Raw genomic sequence first — 16,508 nt, 5'->3', positions numbered from 1 at the left:
TATTTGATGAATGGCCCGAAGGAAAACCCCAGGGAATAAGGAGCCTTCGGGCGCTATAAGGATTAAACATGACGCAAACAAACCTGATAACCGGATTCCTCGGTAGCGGCAAAACCACCACCATCCGCCACCTGCTGGCACAAAAGCCGGAAAACGAAAAATGGGCGGTGCTGGTCAACGAGTTTGGTGAAATCGGCATCGACGGTGCACTGCTGGCAGACAGCGGCGCGGTGCTCAAGGAGATCCCTGGTGGATGTATGTGTTGTGTCAACGGCCTGCCAATGCAGATTGGCCTCAACATGCTGCTGAAACAGGCAAAACCAGACCGCCTGCTTATTGAACCCACCGGTCTGGGTCACCCAAAACAAATCCTTTCCCTTCTGACTTCAGACGTTTACAGCGGCTGGCTGACGTTAAACGCCTCGCTTTGCCTGCTGGATGCACGTCAACTAAGCGACCCACGGGTTGTTGCCAACGAAAACTTTCGCGACCAGCTGGCCGCGGCCGACATCATCATCGCCAACAAAACGGATACCTATACAGAACACGATGACCGGATGTTGGCACAGTGGTTGAGCACGCAGGATGCCTCTTTGCAGTTAGAGCGCGTCTCGCAGGGGAAAATTAGCGCTGAATTGCTGAACCAGCCGCGCAGAAACGAGCGCGAACTGCCAGAGGGCAAGCATCACCACGCCCATCAGTCAAAGCAGGGACTGGCGGCGCTTAGCCTGCCGGGCCATCAGCGTTGGCGACGTGCATTGAACGAGGCCGGGGACTATTCCAGCTGCGGATGGATTTTTGATGGCGAGACGCTGTTCGACACCGCCGGGTTCCTCGATTGGGCACGGCAGGCACCGGTCGATCGCCTGAAAGCGGTGATACGTATAAAGGAAGGCACATTGCGGGTGAACCGTCAGGGTAATGACCTTCACATCGACACGCTTTCGGCGGCGCCCTTAGACAACAGAATTGAATTAATATCCCACGGCAAGACCGACTGGAACGCTCTTCAATCCATCTTGTTGAGGATTCGTTTAAGTTAGCAGGCTTACCGTATCGCTAGTTATGATATTTTTATTACTTAAAACAGGTTTTGATTTATGTTTCGCCGCAATCTTCCCGTGATCCTGCTACTAAACGTATTGGGTATCGCGCTTTTCCTCTCTTATTATCTGCCAGCAAACCACGGTTTTTGGGCGCCTATCGATACGTCGGTGTTCTTTTATTTTAATCGTCATCTGGCCACCAACGAGACGTTTCTGCACTTTGTGGCCGTCACCAATAACCGTGCGTTCGACGTCTGCTCCCTGCTGGCGATGGGGCTGCTCTATTTCTCTTATTTCATTAAAGAAGACCGCACGGGGCGTCGACGCATGATTATCATCGGCGTTGTGATGCTGTTGACGGCGGTGGTACTTAACCAGTTGGGCCATCAACTGCCGGTCGCGCACAAGAGTCCTTCACTGAGTTTTCCGCACGTTAACCGTGTTAGCGAACTGACCGGTATTCCGACCAAAGACTCGTCCGGTGACAGCTTCCCTGGCGACCATGGAATGATGCTGATGGTGTTCACCGTCTTCATGCTTCGCTACCTCGGTAAACGCGCCTTCGCGATAGCCGTTCTGATAACCGTGCTGTTCTCGATGCCACGTCTGATGATTGGCGCACACTGGTTCACCGATATCATGGTAGGTTCATTGTCGGTAGTGCTGGTGGGTGCAAGCTGGTGGTTAATGACCCCTGCGAGTGATTTTTTGGTCAACTGGCTTGATAAAAAGCTTCCCAAAAAAGCGCTAAAATAATCACTCTTTAAGAAAAAACTCATTCTGAAAGACATCGTTTTTTATTATGGCTCGAACAACATTGACATGTTTTCGGGCCATTTAATTTGTTGCCAATGTAAATAGGCGGAAAGCGAAAAATGCTCGCAGACCCCGTCCTGCTGCGGTTTTAGGCCAAATGAGCACAAAACTCAATCAGCGATTTTTAAATTAATAGTTACATTGCTTTACATCATTATTTCTTATTAAAAAAGCGTTAAAACCTCTCGCATTCCCCCGATCATTACGGTAATCTCGACCACGTTGCACAGAAATGTGGCATGACTGGCTTGATTCCAATTAATAGTGTGCTGTTCCGCACAATTTGCTGGCTAAGCCTTTGCCCGAGACTGTAGCGACGGGTAATCTCGCTTGGTTTTGGCAAATTGATAACGAACGTTTTGTTTCGTTAAGGACAGCAAGGGAAAACAACAATAATGGTCAAGTCTCAACCGTTTCTGAGATATGTAATGCGGGCTATCCCCGCGATTGGCGCGGCAATTCTTCTCTCCGCGTGTAGTGGTATACATTCTTCGAACACAGAAAACGCACAAACTGAGATGCATGCAGTTAAAGACAAAGATGGTCTTTTACTTCAAGCCTCTCAGGATGAATTCGAAGCAATGGTTCGTAACGTCGATATTAAATCCAAAATCATGGATCAATATGCAGACTGGAAAGGCGTTCGTTATCGGTTAGGCGGTGACAGCAAGCGTGGTATTGATTGCTCAGCCTTCGTACAGTTAACATTCCGCGAACAATTTGGCATGGACCTACCTCGTTCAACCTACGAACAGGAAGACATGGGCAAGAAGATACAGCGTAACAAGCTGCGTCCAGGCGACTTAGTGCTGTTCCGTGCAGGCTCTACCGGCCGCCACGTGGGCATTTACCTTGGCAACGATCAGTTCGTCCATGCTTCTACCAGCAACGGCGTGATGATTTCAAGCCTGAGCGAAGCCTACTGGACCAAGCGTTATCGTGAAGCAAGACGTGTATTGACCGGTGCTAGACCGAGCAGCAATACAGGTACACTCACGACGGCGATGTTGCAGTAAAAGAATCTCCTCTTGTTGTTCAAGCCAAGCAAATAAAAAAGGGCCCTCCGCGAGGGTCTTTTTTTATGGCTGTTCCACACCGCCTGAACGCCTACCCCGCCCAGACGCTTTCTCTTAGGTCCTTGCCTAAACTTGTGATAAAACAACCAAAATGGTCGTTTACAGATTTTCAATCTATTATTGAGTCATCACAGCGTCAGCGGCGCCAATTCAGGAGTTAATTTTCAGGATGTTTCCTCGCGCACTCATAGCTCTGTTTCTGTCGCTCACAGGATTTACTGCGCACGCCGAATCTATCGATGATGGCTACGCCTTTGCCATTCTTGGTTCGCCAAAATACATTTATAACTTCAGTCATTTTGACTACGTAAACCCCGCCGCGCCGAAAGGCGGTAGCATTACCCTGTCGGCCATCGGCACCTTCGACAATTTCAACCGCTTCGCCTCTCGCGGAAATGCCGCCATCCGCAGCGACACGCTCTATGACAGCCTGTTTACTCCCTCAAGCGATGAAATAGGCAGTTACTATCCGCTTATCGCCGATTCTGCACGCTATGACAGCGACTTCCGCTGGGTTGAGGTCGAGATAAACCCCCACGCGGTGTTTCAGGACGGCAGCCCGATTACCGCCGGTGACGTCGAGTTCACCTTCCATAAGTTTATGACCGAGGGCGTACCGCAATTTAGGGTGGTCTATAAGGGCGTGGTGGTGAAAGCCATTGCGCCGCTGACGGTGCGCTTCGAGTTCCCGCAGCCGAATAAAGAGCAGATGCTGGGCCTTTTAGGCCTGCCGGTTATTCCGAAGACGTTCTGGGAGCATAGAAAATTCAATGAGCCACTGGCGACGCCACCGCTCGGCAGCGGCCCCTATCGCATCACCGACTATAAGCTAGGCCAATACATCATCTATTCGCGAGTCCCGAACTACTGGGCGGCTAACCTGCCGGTAAACCGTGGACGCTATAACTTCAACACCATCCGCTACGACTATTACCTCGACGATAACGTGGCGCTTCAGGCCTTTAAGTCGGGTGCCTTTGATTTTCGCAGCGAACCCTCGCCCAAAAACTGGGCAACACAATATCAGGGCAGCAACTTCTCACGGAATTTAATCATTCGGCAGGATGATGAGAATAAGGCGGCGCAGGACACGCGCTGGCTCGCATTCAATATTCAGCGCCCCATTTTCAAGGACCGCAAGGTCAGAGAGGCGTTGACGCTGGCGTTTGATTTCAACTGGATCAATAAGGCGCTGTTCTACGGTGCCTATCAGCGAACCGACAGCTATTTCCAGAACACCGACTATGCGGCAAAGAACTACCCTGACGCCGCCGAACTGGCCTGGCTCGCGCCGCTGAAGGGCAAGGTGCCCGATGAGGTCTTCAGCGAGCTGTATCACCCGCCGTCCACGGACGGCAGCGGCAATGACCGCGCAAATCTGCTTAAGGCAACGGCTCTGCTCAAAGAAGCGGGCTGGACGGTCAAAAACCAGCAGTTGGTGAACAATCAAACCGGCACGCCGTTCACTTTTGAACTGTTGCTCCCGAGCAGCGGCAATACGCAGTACGTGCTGCCTTTCCAGCACAATTTACAGCGGCTCGGCATTACAATGAACATTCGTCAGGTCGATAACTCGCAGTTTATCAGCCGCCTGCGCAACCGGGATTACGACATGATACCGACCGTTTATCGCGCACAGCCTTATCCGGGCACCGACCTGCAGATCATGTGGAACTCGAAATATCTCAATTCCACCTATAACACGCCGGGGGTGTCCGACCCTGCGATTGACCAGTTGACCAACGAGATTGTGGCACATCAGGGTCAGCCAGATGCCCTGCTCTCGCTTGGCCGCGCGCTTGACCGGGTGCTGACCTGGCACATGTACATGATTCCGATGTGGTACACCAATCGCGACCGTTACGCTTATTGGGACAAGTTCTCGATGCCGGAAATTCGCCCGCCCTACTCGCTAGAGCTGGACACCTGGTGGTATGACGTGAACAAAGCCTCGCGCCTGCAATCGGCCAGACAGTAAGGAGACTCACTTGACTGCTTATCTGCTTCGCCGCCTGCTTCTGGTTATTCCGACGCTATGGGCGATTATTACAATCAACTTTTTCATCGTGCAGATAGCGCCGGGCGGCCCGGTCGATCAGGCTATCGCGGCCATCGAGATGGGCCAGAACAGCGGTCTGCCGGGCAGCAACGGCGGCAGTGGAACCGGCCATGCCAACGCAGGCGTCGGTCAGGTCGGCGACAGCCAGTACCGCGGCTCTCGTGGCCTTGACCCGGAGGTGATCGCCGAAATTACCCGCCGCTACGGTTTCGACAAACCGCTGCATGAACGCTATTTCGACATGCTGTGGCGCTACGCGCGCTTCGACTTTGGCGATAGCCTTTTTCAAGGGGCATCGGTGATGCAGTTGGTAAAATCCAGCCTGCCGGTCTCGGTCAGTCTGGGCCTGTGGAGCACGCTGATTATCTACCTGGTGTCCATCCCGCTCGGCATCCGCAAAGCGGTCAAAAACGGCAGCGCCTTCGATATCTGGAGCAGTACGGTCATCATCATCGGCTACGCGGTGCCGTCGTTCCTGTTCGCCATTATGCTGATCGTGTTCTTTACCGGCGGCAACTATCTGGACTGGTTCCCGCTGCGCGGCCTGACCTCGGCCAACTTTGACTCGCTGCCATGGTATGGCAAAATCTCCGACTATCTGTGGCACATCACGCTGCCTGTGCTGGCAACGGTGATTGGCGGCTTCGCGACGTTGACCATGCTGACCAAAAACTCGTTCCTCGATGAGGTACAGAAGCAGTATGTGGTCACCGCACGCGCTAAGGGGTTGGATGAGCGCAAAATCCTTTACCGCCACGTGTTTCGCAATGCGATGCTGTTGGTGATCGCCGGTTTTCCGGCAACCTTTATCAGCATGTTCTTTACCGGTTCACTGCTGATTGAAGTGATGTTCTCGCTGCACGGTCTTGGCCTGCTGGGATACGATGCCACGCTACAACGCGACTTCCCGGTCATGTTTGGCACGCTGTATATCTTCACCCTGATTGGCCTGCTGCTGAACATCGTCAGCGACATCACCTACACGCTGGTTGACCCGCGCATCGACTTCGAGGGCCGTCAGTGATGAAGCTTAACCCGATTAACCGCGCGCGTTGGGCTCGTTTTCGCCAGAACCCTCGCGGTTTTTGGTCGCTGTGGATATTCCTGCTTATTCTGCTGCTGGCGATGCTGTCAAACATGCTGGCCAACGAGAAGCCGCTGCTGGTGCGTTATCAGGGGCATTTCTATGTCCCTTTTATGGTGAACTACAGCGAATCGACCTTTGGCGGCGAACTGCAAACCGCCACTGATTATCAGGACCCTTTCGTGGTGAAGCAGCTTGATAGCCACGGCTGGGTTATCTGGGCACCGCTGCGCCAGAGCTACAACTCGATAAACTTTTCGACCCAACAGCCGTTCCCGTCGCCACCGTCCACGCAAAATCTGCTCGGTACCGACAGCAACGGGCACGACGTGCTGGCCGAGATCCTCTACGGGCTGCGTATCTCGCTGCTGTTTGGTGCCATGCTCACTCTGCTATCGTCGGTTATCGGCATCGTCATGGGGGCGACGCAGGGCTATTACGGCGGCAAAATCGACCTGTGGGGGCAGCGCTTTATTGAGGTCTGGTCCGGCATGCCGACGCTGTTTCTTATCATCATGCTCTCAAGCGTGGTGCAGCCTAATTTCTGGTGGCTGCTGCTGATAACGGTGTTGTCTGGATGGATGGTGCTGGTTGGCGTCGTGCGCGCTGAGTTCCTGCGCACACGCAATTTTGACTATATCCGCGCGGCACAGGCAATGGGCGTCGCAGACCGGACCATTATGCTGCGCCACATGCTGCCCAACGCGATGGTCGCCACGCTGACCTACATGCCGTTTATTCTCTGCGGGTCGATTACTACCCTGGCTTCGCTAGACTTTCTTGGCTTTGGCCTGCCCATTGGCTCGCCGTCGCTAGGATCACTGCTGTTAGAAGGCAAAAACAATATTCAGGCACCGTGGCTCGGCATCAGCGCATTCTTGGTGCTTGCCGTCCTGCTGTCGCTGCTGATTTTTATTGGTGAAGCGGTACGCGACGCCTTTGACCCCAGCCAGACCCGTTAGGAAGGCCAACAGATGCCACATTCGCCGCTGCTAAGCATTGATAATCTGGATATCGCCTTCAGGCAGGACGGCAGGCTTTCTCAGGTCGTCAGTAATCTGTCTTTGAGCATGAACGCCGGGGAAACACTGGCATTAGTCGGCGAGTCGGGTTCGGGAAAGAGCGTCACCGCGCTGTCGATACTGCGCCTGCTGCATACCCAGTCGGTGGTTTATCCGCAGGGCGATATCCTTTTCGAGGGCCAGAGCCTGCTGCATGCCACCGAGGCGCACCTGCGTGAGACTCGTGGCAATCGTATCGCGATGATTTTTCAGGAGCCGATGGTTTCGCTGAATCCGCTGCATACCATTGAAAAACAGCTCGCCGAGGTGATTACACTGCACCGAGGCCTGCGTCGCGAGGCTGCACGCGCGGAGATAGTGCAGTGTCTGGACCGCGTAGGCATCGCGCAGGCAGCCTCGCGGCTCGGTGATTTCCCGCATCAGCTTTCGGGCGGTGAGCGGCAGCGCGTGATGATTGCCATGGCTATCCTCACGCAGCCTAAGCTGTTGATTGCCGATGAACCGACCACCGCGCTGGACGTCTCGGTGCAGGCGCAAATCCTCAAGCTACTGCACGAACTTAAGCAGGAACTGGGCATGGCGATGCTATTTATTACCCACAACCTGCGTATTGTGCGCTCCATCGCCGATAACGTGGCAGTGATGCGCGCCGGAGAATGCGTCGAGTACAGCAGCAAGACGGCGCTGTTTGCCGCGCCTCAGCACGCCTACACGCGTCAACTGTTACAGGCGGAGCCAAAGGGCAGCCCGTTACCGGTCAAGCCTGACAGTCCACTGCTGCTGCGCGTGGAGAACCTGAGCGTTGGGTTCCCGGTACGTCGAGGCCTGCTCCGCCGCACCGTCAGTGTCAAGCTGGCGCTGGACAAACTCAGCTTCTCTCTGCGGCGTGGGGAAAGTCTCGGGCTGGTTGGCGAATCAGGCTCGGGTAAAAGCACAACCGGACTTGCCCTGTTGCGTCTGCTCCATTGCGAAGGAAAAATCGAATTCGACGGTCAGCCGTTACATAGGTTTAATCGCCGCGCCATGCTGCCGTTTCGCAGTCGAATCCAGGTGGTATTTCAGGACCCCTATTCCGCGCTGAATCCCCGCTTGAACGTGATGCAGATTATCGCCGAAGGGCTTATGGTGCATAAGCGTCTGACAGAACAACAGCGTGAGGAGCAGGTGATTGCCGCGATGCGCGAGGTGGGGCTGGATCCTCAGACGCGTCACCGTTATCCCACCGAGTTTTCCGGCGGTCAGCGGCAGCGCATTGCCATCGCTCGCGCGCTTATCCTGCAACCGGAGCTGGTTATCCTGGACGAACCCACGTCATCACTGGACAAATCCGTGCAGGCGCAGATTCTCGAGCTGTTACACAACCTGCAACAACGCTACGGCCTGTCGTATCTGTTTATCAGCCATGATTTGCACGTGGTGAGGAGCCTGTGCCATCAGGTGATTGTCTTGCAAAAGGGGAAAGTGGTCGAACAGGGGGACTGTGAAAAGCTGTTTACGCGGCCTGAACAGGCCTATACGCGTGAATTATTGGCGTTAGCAGAAGCAAATGACGGTCAGCAGCGTTAGCCAACGGCCATTAGAAGGGATAAATTGCGGAGACGGAAACCGATTCGGCGATGGCGGTGCCGATGTTTTTCAGGCGGCACATGGTGGCGCTCTCGTCGTCGCGTTTAACAAACAGGCACAGCTCGCCTTCGCACTCGACGATGTTACTCTCGACCTGAATTTCGCGTAAGGAGAGGTTCAGGCTCTGTAGCACCTGGCGGGCGCTGTCCCCTTCAGGGCTGAGCAGCTTCAGGCCGACCAAGTTGCTATCCTCTTCGTCTGCCGGCAGTGAAATAGCTTCCACTTTGATGCCCGCAAAACCAGAAAGCCAGCGGTAACTCTGTGGCAAACGGTGGACGACGGAAAAATGATTGGTATTCACAATACTCCCAAGAAATATTCAACAATAAATTTACAAAATTGCAACTCATGAACCAAGGTATAACGCACAATCCGTGGTTTTGCCTGATAAATAGTTAAAAAAGAAGCCACTATTTACATGACATTAACCATTTAAGTACATAATCGGTACATTATGGCGTTTTTTTGACCACCAGCTTGTGTTTTTGAGATCTCGATCTCACTTCGAGTCATTTGTAACCCTTTCCGAATCATTTCTCAACCAATTTCATTCATCGCCGTTACCTTTTAGACGCCATAATGTCACAAAAAACAAACAAACCGAGGCGGTAAATAAATTTAAAATTATACTTATCAATATCTTGTACGTGTTACATTTGGTTAATAAAAAACGAACCAAAAGGTTCATTACAATTTGGACATTTCGCCCTTTTTAGCCTACCAAGTGTTACTAAATTGTTAATCAAAACCCAAATGAAAACAGAATGTTATTTTTTAGCACGATTTGTTAGCGCTTTTTGGCAAATCAGGGATTATCATCCACACCGTTTTTACTGGATTACTCTATCAATGAGGCAAAGAACCTCTTAAAGAGGCCCCCAGCTTCTGCGTAACCTGATAAAAAATAATAACTTTTGGCAAGCCGCAGGCTTATCCCCCCCCTTCCTTTAGAGAAATGTGATGGACAAAAAACGTTCACTTTTTGACGAAAACACCCAGGAAAATGGTACCGGTTTCAGTCGCCGCGACATGCTAAAAGGCGTGGGTTCGGCGATGGTTGCTGCTACCCTTTTGGGCTTTCCGTTTTTAACCCAGGCAGAAACAGACACCGCAACCGGATCACCGGTTATCTTCACCCAATTCTTTATTGTTTCTCAGGCGATTACCGAGCATCAGGACCTCAGTCCAGGCATGTCTGCGCGTATCTTCAACGCCTTCTATCATGGCAATCCGCAGTTTGCGACGCAGGTGACCAAACTTTATGGTCTGCTGCAGCCTAACCAGCGTGCAAAACAGTTTCAGGAAGTCGCGAAACAAAATGGCCTTGGCGATGTGCTGACCAGCATCATCACCGGCTGGTACACAGGCACGATTAAGAATGGTACCGATACCATTCTTATTTCCTATAAAGATGCCCTGATGTATCGCCCGGTAAGCGATGGACTGATTGTGCCGACCTACTGTGGCAATGGCCCGCTGTGGTTCACCGCCCCACCTCCGGCCGCCCCGATGCCGGAATATATGAAAGAAGAACGCTTAAAAGCGACGCCTGATACTGTTAATACGAGCAAAGCATGATGAATAAACCTACTTTTACCGCAGACGGCGATGCGTCTGCTGACGTTATTATTGTTGGTTCAGGGATTGTTGGCGGCATGATTGCCGACCAAATGGTCAGCCTGGGGCATTCCGTGCTGGTGCTGGAAGCCGGTCTGCGCATCGAGCGCGCACAGGCCGTTGAAAACTGGCGTAATATGCCGTTTGCCAACCGTGCAGGCTCAGACTTTCAGGGACTGTATCCGCAGTCCGAGCTGGCGCCTGCTCCGCTCTATTTCCCGAAAAATAACTATGTGAATCTGACCGGCCCAAGCGCCAGCAGCTTCCAGCAGGGCTACCTGCGTACCGTCGGCGGCACAACCTGGCACTGGGCGGCCTCGTGCTGGCGTCACCTGCCAAACGACTTCAAGATGAAAACCCTGTACGGCGTTGGCCGTGACTGGCCAATTTCCTATGAAGAGCTGGAACCTTATTACTGCCGCGCGGAAGAAGAGATTGGCGTTGCGGGCCCAAGTGACCCAGCGTTGCAGTCCCCTTCCCAGCGCAGTAAACCTTATCCGATGGAGCAGGTTCCTTACGCCTATGGCGATACCCGCTTCGCGGAAGTGGTCAATCCGCACGGCTTCAAATCTGTCCCTATCCCACAGGGCCGCAGTACGCGCCCGTGGAACGGTCGCCCAACCTGCTGCGGCAACAACAACTGTCAGCCAATCTGCCCTATTGGCGCTATGTACAACGGCATTAGCCACGTCGAGCGTGCGGAGAATAAAGGCGCTGTCGTCCTGGCCGAGTCCGTGGTTTACAAGATTGATACCGACGAACACAACCGCGTTACCGCCGTACACTGGCTGGACAACAAAAAGCAGTCACACAAAGCGACCGGTAAGGTCTTCGCACTGGCCTGTAACGGCATCGAAACACCGCGCCTGCTGCTGATCGCCGCCAACGAGAAAAACCCGAACGGTATCGCCAACTCTTCCGACCACGTTGGTCGCAACATGATGGACCACTCGGGCTTCCACTGTACCTTTATCGCCTCAGAACCGCTGTGGATTGGCCGTGGTCCTGCCCAAAGCAGCTGCCTGGTTGGCCCACGTGACGGGGAATTCCGCAGCAAATACTCTGCCAACAAAATGATCGTCAATAACATCAGCCAGGTGATCCCTGCCACCAACAAAGCGCTGGAGATGGGACTGGTGGGCGAAGAGCTGGACGCCGAGATCCGCCGTCGCTCGATTTATGGCGTGGATCTCTCCATCAGCCTGGAACCGTTGCCGGATCCCAATAACCGCCTGACGCTCAGCAAGACACGTAAGGATCCGCACGGCCTGCCTTGTCCGGATATCCACTATGACGTGGGCGATTATGTGCGTGAAGGTGCAGTTGCGGCTCACAAGCAGCTGGAAGAAATCGGCAAGCTGTTCATGGCCGAAGATTTCAACATCACCACCAGCCTGAACGCCAATAACCACATCATGGGTGGCACCATCATGGGCAATGACCCGAAAGATTCGGTGGTCAACGGCGACTGTCGTACCCACGACCACGAAAACCTGTGGCTACCGGGCGGCGGGGCTATCCCTTCTTCGAGCGTGGTGAACAGCACCCTGACAATGGCGGCACTGGCGTTGAAAGCGGCCGATGATATGGCGAAATCTCTGGCAGGTACGGCATGAAAAAATTACTGAGTTTAGGCCTGCTGGGCGCGGCGCTTAGCGGCTTTACGGGCATGGCATCGGCACAGGACAGCCAGCTTGACCTGATTGCCAAAGGGAAACTGGTCGCGACGGCGGCCGACTGTCAGGCTTGTCATACCAATCCGGAAGGCGGTAAGCCTTTTAGCGGCGATTACGCGATTCACTCGCCGATGGGCACGATTTATACCACCAACATTACGCCGTCGAAGCAGTTTGGTATCGGCAACTATACGCTACAACAGTTTAGCCGCGCGGTGCGTGAAGGAGTGCGTCCGGACGGTGAAAATCTTTATCCGGCGATGCCCTATACCTCTTACAGCCACATGAGCGACGAAGATATTCAGGCAATGTATGCCTATTTCCAGCTCGGGGTAAAACCGGTTGAACAGCCAACCAAGCCAACCGCATTGCCGTTCCCGTTCAATATGCGCATCGCGATGGCGGGCTGGAATCTGATGTATCTGGACAGCTCGGCGTTCAAGCCTGACCCAACCAAGAGCGAGCAATGGAACCGAGGCGCGTATCTGGTTAACGGCGCAGGCCACTGCGACACCTGCCACACACCGCGTAATCTGATGATGGGCGAAGTGACCAGCAAACCGCTGGCTGGTGGCATGGTCGGTCCATGGTATGCACCCAACATCAGTTCAGATCCGATAAGCGGTATCGGTAACTGGACGCAGGCACAGCTGGTTGAATACATGAAAACCGGTCGCACCTTGGGCAAAAACCAGGCGGCTGGCCCGATGGCCGAGGCGGTGCAAAACAGCCTGCAATACCTGCCGGAATCCGATCTCAACGCGATCGCTTTCTATCTGAAAAACAGCACGCCGGTGCGTGACCCGGCCGATCAAAAGGCGGCCGACAGCTTTGCTTCGAAACAGGTTAACGTAGAAGAGGGTCTGCGCGGTGCGCATCCATCCAACGCTAATAACACCATTATCGGCGGTGCGGCCCTGTTCAGCGGCTACTGCGCGAGCTGTCACCAGCCGGACGGCGGCGGCAGTAAAAATCAGGCTTATCCGTCTTTGTATAACAATACCGCGACCGGCCTGAACAACGCGTCCAACTTGATCTCGGCGATCTTGTACGGCGTTGACCGACAGGTTGGAGATCAACACGTGCTAATGCCGAAATTCGGCGAAGGTTCGTACGTTGGGCAACTGACCGACGCACAAATTGCCGACATCTCCAACTATGTACTGACCAACTTCGGCAATGCGGATATTCAGGTGACCTCACACGACGTGGCCGTGCTGCGCGCCGGGGGTCCAGTTACGCTGCTCGCTAAGCTACAGCCGTTTATGGCACCGGCGATGGGAGTGGGTGTGATTATCGTGCTGGCGCTGATTTTCTGGCTGTTCAGCAGGCGTAAAAACCGCCGTCGCTGATGGCCGGTTGAGACGTAAAAAAAGGAGAGCGCCAGTGGCGCTCTCCTTTTTATTTGTGCCGTATATGCCGGAGAACTAGCCGCGTCCGACAAATGGCATCGCGGTGGCCATCACGGTCAAGGTCAGAATATTGGTGCCGTCAGGCTGGTTCGCCATAAACGCCACCGCTTCGCCGACCTTGTCGGCCGGCATGACAGGTTCCTGCGCCAATTCGAAATCTGCCTGAAGCCTGCCGCTTAATGCCTTGTTGCCCATATCAGTCGCGGCGTTGCCGACGTCGATTTGCCCACAGGCAATATTATAGCGACGACCATCAAGCGAGGTGCTCTTGGTCAGGCCGGTTATTGCGTGTTTGCTGGCGGTATACGCCGCCGAAAAAGGACGCGGCGTATGGGCCGAGATAGAACCGTTGTTGATAATTCTGCCGCCCATCGGGGTTTGCTGCTTCATCAGCTTGAACGCCGCCTGCGTACACAGGTAGGCACCGTTCAGATTGGTGTTGATGACCGTCAACCAGTCCTCGTAAGGTTGATCCTCAATCGGCTGTTCCTTGACGTTGGTACCGGCGTTATTAAACAGCACGTCGAGGCGGCCAAAGTTTTCCTGAACCGTTGAAAACAGCGCCGACACCGAATCAGGACTCGTAACGTCCACGGTCAACGCGTGCGCCTGGCCGGGCGCAAACTGCGCGACGGCCTGGCTGAGCTTTTCCTGGTTACGCCCGGTCAGGATGACCACAAATCCGCTGGCGGCCAGTGCCTTGGCGGCGCTCAGACCGATCCCGCTGCCTGCTCCGGTAATCAGGGCAATCTTCTTTCCGTTATGGCTCATAGGTTTTCCAAAAATCAGTCTGGGCTACGCGTTACACCGCGGCCATCATGCCACCGTCAACAAACAGCAGGTGACCATTCACAAAATCAGAGGCGCGTGAAGACAGGTAAACTGCGGCGCCGATAAGCTCTTCAGGGTTGCCCCAGCGCGCTGCGGGGGTTCGCTTGCACAGCCAGTCGGAGAACTCTTTGTTGTCCACCAACGCCTGCGTCATGTCGGTCTTGAAATAGCCCGGTGCGATACCGTTCACCTGAATATTATAGCGAGCCAGTTCAACGCACATGCCGCGGGTCAGCATTTTCACCGCCCCTTTAGAGGCCGCGTAAGGCGTGATGGTATCGCGCCCCAGTTCGCTCTGAATGGAACCGATGTTGATGATTTTGCCGCGTTCACGTTTAACCATATAGCGTGCGACGGCCTGCGAAACCAGGAATACCGACTTTTGGTTGACGGCGACAATGTCGTCCCAGTCTTTTTCCGGGAATTCTGTGAATTTATGACGACGCTGAATACCGGCGTTGTTGACCAACACGTCGATAGCACCAATCTCATGCTCAATCTTGTCGATAGCGTCGTTCACCGCTTTGCTATCTGTCACGTCGAACGCCACAGGATGGGCAATGAATCCCGCTGCGCGCAGGCTCTCAGCGGCCTTGCTGGCCGACTCCTGCGTCGTGCTGTTGATAATGATTTCGGCGCCGTGTTCGGCCAGCCCTTTTGCCAACAGGTATCCCAGTCCGCGTGATGACCCGGTGACCAGAATTTTTTTGTTATCCAGCGAGAATAAGTTTGTCATTACGATTTTCCTGACGTTACCGATAAAAGTGTTCGTGAGACCCACGACCCAGGCGAAAAATTTATGTCATTCAATCAAAGCGGTTTACCCGCCCGTAAACTGTGATACAGATCACGCTACAGGGTGTTAAGAAACTCTGTTACCGCAAGCGTGATCCGGGTCATCCGCCCCGTTCTTCTTAAGCGAAATTCTGCTTAGGTATTGGCCTGGGGAAAGGCAACAAGATGTTACATCATCATGAAAATGAAAGTTTTTTGCTTCTGCTGCTCACGTTGTTAAGAGTTAGCCAATTTGGTAACATAAACACCATGTTACCCGCCCATTTTGGACTCACAGGCACCGCATGAGAAACCAGCGCGTCACACTGCAGGACATCGCGTTACTCGCCGACGTCACGAAAATGACCGTCAGCCGTTTTCTGCGTACGCCAGAAAAAGTGTCCCCTGAGACCCGCGAGCGCATCACCAAGGTCATGCAGGAAGTCGGCTTCCCGTTGGAGGAGGCTGAAAAAAAGAGCAAAAGCAAAAAGATAGGAATTTTAGTCCCCTCTTTTAACAACCAGATTTTCTCCGATCTCCTGGCAGGAATTGAGTCCGTGACCTCGGCACAGGGCTACCAGACGCTGGTCGTCAACTACGACTACAGCAAGGAGCGGGAAGAAGAGCACATCATTAACCTGCTGACCTACCGTCTCGCAGGTCTGATCCTCACCGACTCCGTGCATACCCTCAAGGCCGACAAATATCTCAATGCCGCCGATATCCCGGTCGCGCAGGTGATGGATCTCGACGACGCACACGGACGCATCGCCGTCGGTTTTGATAATTTTCAGGCCGGATTTGACATGGCGTCGGCGTTAATTGCCAGCGGCAAACAGCACGTGGTTTATTTTGGTTCGATGTCCGACCCTCGCGATATGAAACGCTACGAGGGATATCGTAAAGCCATGGAAAATAATCAGCTTACGCCGCAACACATTACCCCGAATAAGGTCTCATCGGTCTCTATCGGTGCCGGTATGCTGACCATGGCACGACAGCTTAATCCGCAGGTCAATGCCGTGCTCTGCACCAATGACGATATTGCGGTGGGCGTTTTACAAGAATGTATTAGACTGGGTATTCAGGTTCCCCAACAGATGGCTATTTCCGGCTTCCACGGACTGGATATTGGCCTGGCAACCACGCCAGCCTTAGCCAGCGTTATTACCCCGCGCTTTGAAATAGGCAAAGTGGCCGCGGAAATAATGTTAAAGAAAATCAATAAAACCCCTACAATTGAAAGAGTTGACCTGCATTATCGTATTTCTCTCGGCGGCACTATTTAATCCTTTCTCCTCAAGACTCTTGTCCCGCCAGCACGGGGCAGGATCACGTTACCAGTAACATCCTTTTTTAACATGATCTAACGTGACATGAGTCACAAAATATAATGGTGGAAATGCTTTTATTAAGGCATCGCCGGATCAGGTTAATAAGAGCATTTTCTCCAATGACTTATTTAATAA

At 53.4% G+C, this 16,508-nt stretch carries 14 protein-coding genes; 11 read left to right on the top strand and 3 right to left on the bottom strand.

What is annotated here, in order from left to right:
• The first annotated feature begins 68 nt into the window (after positions 1-68).
• The 7 genes from O1V65_RS02680 to yejF all read left to right on the top strand — a co-directional run bounded on the left by O1V65_RS02680 (position 69) and on the right by yejF (position 8,669).
• Positions 69-1,043 (top strand): CobW family GTP-binding protein, encoded by a 975-nt coding sequence (locus O1V65_RS02680; protein WP_269130135.1) that lies wholly within the window; start codon positions 69-71, stop codon positions 1,041-1,043.
• A gap of 57 nt (positions 1,044-1,100) precedes the next feature.
• Positions 1,101-1,802, top strand: coding sequence for a phosphatase PAP2 family protein (locus O1V65_RS02675; RefSeq protein WP_017492255.1), 702 nt, complete (start codon positions 1,101-1,103; stop codon positions 1,800-1,802).
• A 455-nt stretch (positions 1,803-2,257) separates the two neighbouring features.
• Positions 2,258-2,878 carry a bifunctional murein DD-endopeptidase/murein LD-carboxypeptidase gene (gene mepS / locus O1V65_RS02670; protein WP_051040078.1) on the top strand — a complete coding sequence of 207 codons (621 nt, stop codon included), beginning with the start codon at positions 2,258-2,260 and terminating at the stop codon, positions 2,876-2,878.
• A gap of 229 nt (positions 2,879-3,107) precedes the next feature.
• On the top strand, positions 3,108-4,916 hold the full coding sequence (locus O1V65_RS02665; RefSeq protein WP_017492257.1) for an extracellular solute-binding protein: 1,809 nt from the start codon (positions 3,108-3,110) through the stop codon (positions 4,914-4,916).
• Positions 4,917-4,926: 10 nt separating this feature from the next.
• Positions 4,927-6,021, top strand: a complete 1,095-nt coding sequence (locus tag O1V65_RS02660) for a microcin C ABC transporter permease YejB (RefSeq protein WP_084912296.1) — start codon at positions 4,927-4,929, stop codon at positions 6,019-6,021.
• A complete protein-coding gene (locus tag O1V65_RS02655) occupies positions 6,018-7,043 on the top strand; it encodes an ABC transporter permease (RefSeq protein ID WP_269130134.1) in 1,026 nt (341 codons plus the stop codon). Before O1V65_RS02660 ends, O1V65_RS02655 begins: the two co-directional genes overlap by 4 nt.
• A gap of 12 nt (positions 7,044-7,055) precedes the next feature.
• Positions 7,056-8,669: a microcin C ABC transporter ATP-binding protein YejF gene (yejF, locus tag O1V65_RS02650; RefSeq protein ID WP_017492260.1), complete on the top strand. Its 1,614-nt coding sequence runs from the start codon at positions 7,056-7,058 to the stop codon at positions 8,667-8,669.
• Between the two features lie 10 nt (positions 8,670-8,679).
• On the opposite strand, the gene O1V65_RS02645 is transcribed toward yejF, so the two are convergent.
• Positions 8,680-9,030 carry a YejG family protein gene (locus O1V65_RS02645; RefSeq protein WP_017492261.1) on the bottom strand — a complete coding sequence of 117 codons (351 nt, stop codon included), beginning with the start codon at positions 9,028-9,030 and terminating at the stop codon, positions 8,680-8,682.
• A 659-nt stretch (positions 9,031-9,689) separates the two neighbouring features.
• Between O1V65_RS02645 and O1V65_RS02640 the strand changes: the two genes are divergently transcribed.
• Genes O1V65_RS02640 through O1V65_RS02630 form a run of 3 tightly spaced genes read left to right on the top strand, consistent with a single transcriptional unit; the run spans position 9,690 to position 13,374 of the window.
• A complete protein-coding gene (locus tag O1V65_RS02640) occupies positions 9,690-10,307 on the top strand; it encodes a sorbitol dehydrogenase family protein (protein WP_017492262.1) in 618 nt (205 codons plus the stop codon).
• On the top strand, positions 10,307-11,962 hold the full coding sequence (locus tag O1V65_RS02635; protein WP_026110580.1) for a GMC family oxidoreductase: 1,656 nt from the start codon (positions 10,307-10,309) through the stop codon (positions 11,960-11,962). Before O1V65_RS02640 ends, O1V65_RS02635 begins: the two co-directional genes overlap by 1 nt.
• The gene (locus O1V65_RS02630; RefSeq protein WP_227978064.1) at positions 11,959-13,374 is read left to right on the top strand and encodes a cytochrome c; all 1,416 of its coding nucleotides are present in this window, start codon (positions 11,959-11,961) and stop codon (positions 13,372-13,374) included. Before O1V65_RS02635 ends, O1V65_RS02630 begins: the two co-directional genes overlap by 4 nt.
• Positions 13,375-13,449: 75 nt before the next feature.
• Here the strand turns inward: O1V65_RS02630 and O1V65_RS02625 are convergent, their stop codons facing one another.
• Positions 13,450-14,205 (bottom strand): SDR family oxidoreductase, encoded by a 756-nt coding sequence (locus O1V65_RS02625; RefSeq protein ID WP_017492265.1) that lies wholly within the window; start codon positions 14,203-14,205, stop codon positions 13,450-13,452.
• Positions 14,206-14,236: 31 nt separating this feature from the next.
• Positions 14,237-15,001: a gluconate 5-dehydrogenase gene (idnO, locus tag O1V65_RS02620; RefSeq protein WP_227953492.1), complete on the bottom strand. Its 765-nt coding sequence runs from the start codon at positions 14,999-15,001 to the stop codon at positions 14,237-14,239.
• 343 nt (positions 15,002-15,344) lie between these two features.
• Here idnO and O1V65_RS02615 point away from each other — a divergent pair, with 343 nt between their 5' ends.
• Positions 15,345-16,328 (top strand): LacI family DNA-binding transcriptional regulator, encoded by a 984-nt coding sequence (locus O1V65_RS02615; RefSeq protein ID WP_017492267.1) that lies wholly within the window; start codon positions 15,345-15,347, stop codon positions 16,326-16,328.
• Positions 16,329-16,508: the final 180 nt, after the last annotated feature.

The sequence above is a fragment of the Rouxiella badensis genome, from assembly GCF_026967515.2.
In the GTDB taxonomy this organism is placed as follows: domain Bacteria; phylum Pseudomonadota; class Gammaproteobacteria; order Enterobacterales; family Enterobacteriaceae; genus Rouxiella; species Rouxiella badensis.
The sequence above is the reverse complement of the archived record's forward strand: the minus strand, read 5'-3'. Positions and strand labels throughout refer to the sequence as shown.

Bases quoted from the DNA above. Each gene is read 5' to 3' on its own strand.
- O1V65_RS02680 (WP_269130135.1), top strand. From the start codon at position 69: ATGACGCAAACAAACCTGATAACCGGATTCCTCGGTAGCGGCAAAACC.
- O1V65_RS02640 (WP_017492262.1), top strand. From the start codon at position 9,690: ATGGACAAAAAACGTTCACTTTTTGACGAAAACACCCAGGAAAATGGT.
- O1V65_RS02630 (WP_227978064.1), top strand. From the start codon at position 11,959: ATGAAAAAATTACTGAGTTTAGGCCTGCTGGGCGCGGCGCTTAGCGGC.
- O1V65_RS02635 (WP_026110580.1), top strand. From the start codon at position 10,307: ATGAATAAACCTACTTTTACCGCAGACGGCGATGCGTCTGCTGACGTT.
- mepS (WP_051040078.1), top strand. From the start codon at position 2,258: ATGGTCAAGTCTCAACCGTTTCTGAGATATGTAATGCGGGCTATCCCC.
- O1V65_RS02615 (WP_017492267.1), top strand. From the start codon at position 15,345: ATGAGAAACCAGCGCGTCACACTGCAGGACATCGCGTTACTCGCCGAC.
- O1V65_RS02665 (WP_017492257.1), top strand. From the start codon at position 3,108: ATGTTTCCTCGCGCACTCATAGCTCTGTTTCTGTCGCTCACAGGATTT.
- yejF (WP_017492260.1), top strand. From the start codon at position 7,056: ATGCCACATTCGCCGCTGCTAAGCATTGATAATCTGGATATCGCCTTC.
- O1V65_RS02675 (WP_017492255.1), top strand. From the start codon at position 1,101: ATGTTTCGCCGCAATCTTCCCGTGATCCTGCTACTAAACGTATTGGGT.
- idnO (WP_227953492.1), bottom strand. From the start codon at position 15,001: ATGACAAACTTATTCTCGCTGGATAACAAAAAAATTCTGGTCACCGGG.
- O1V65_RS02625 (WP_017492265.1), bottom strand. From the start codon at position 14,205: ATGAGCCATAACGGAAAGAAGATTGCCCTGATTACCGGAGCAGGCAGC.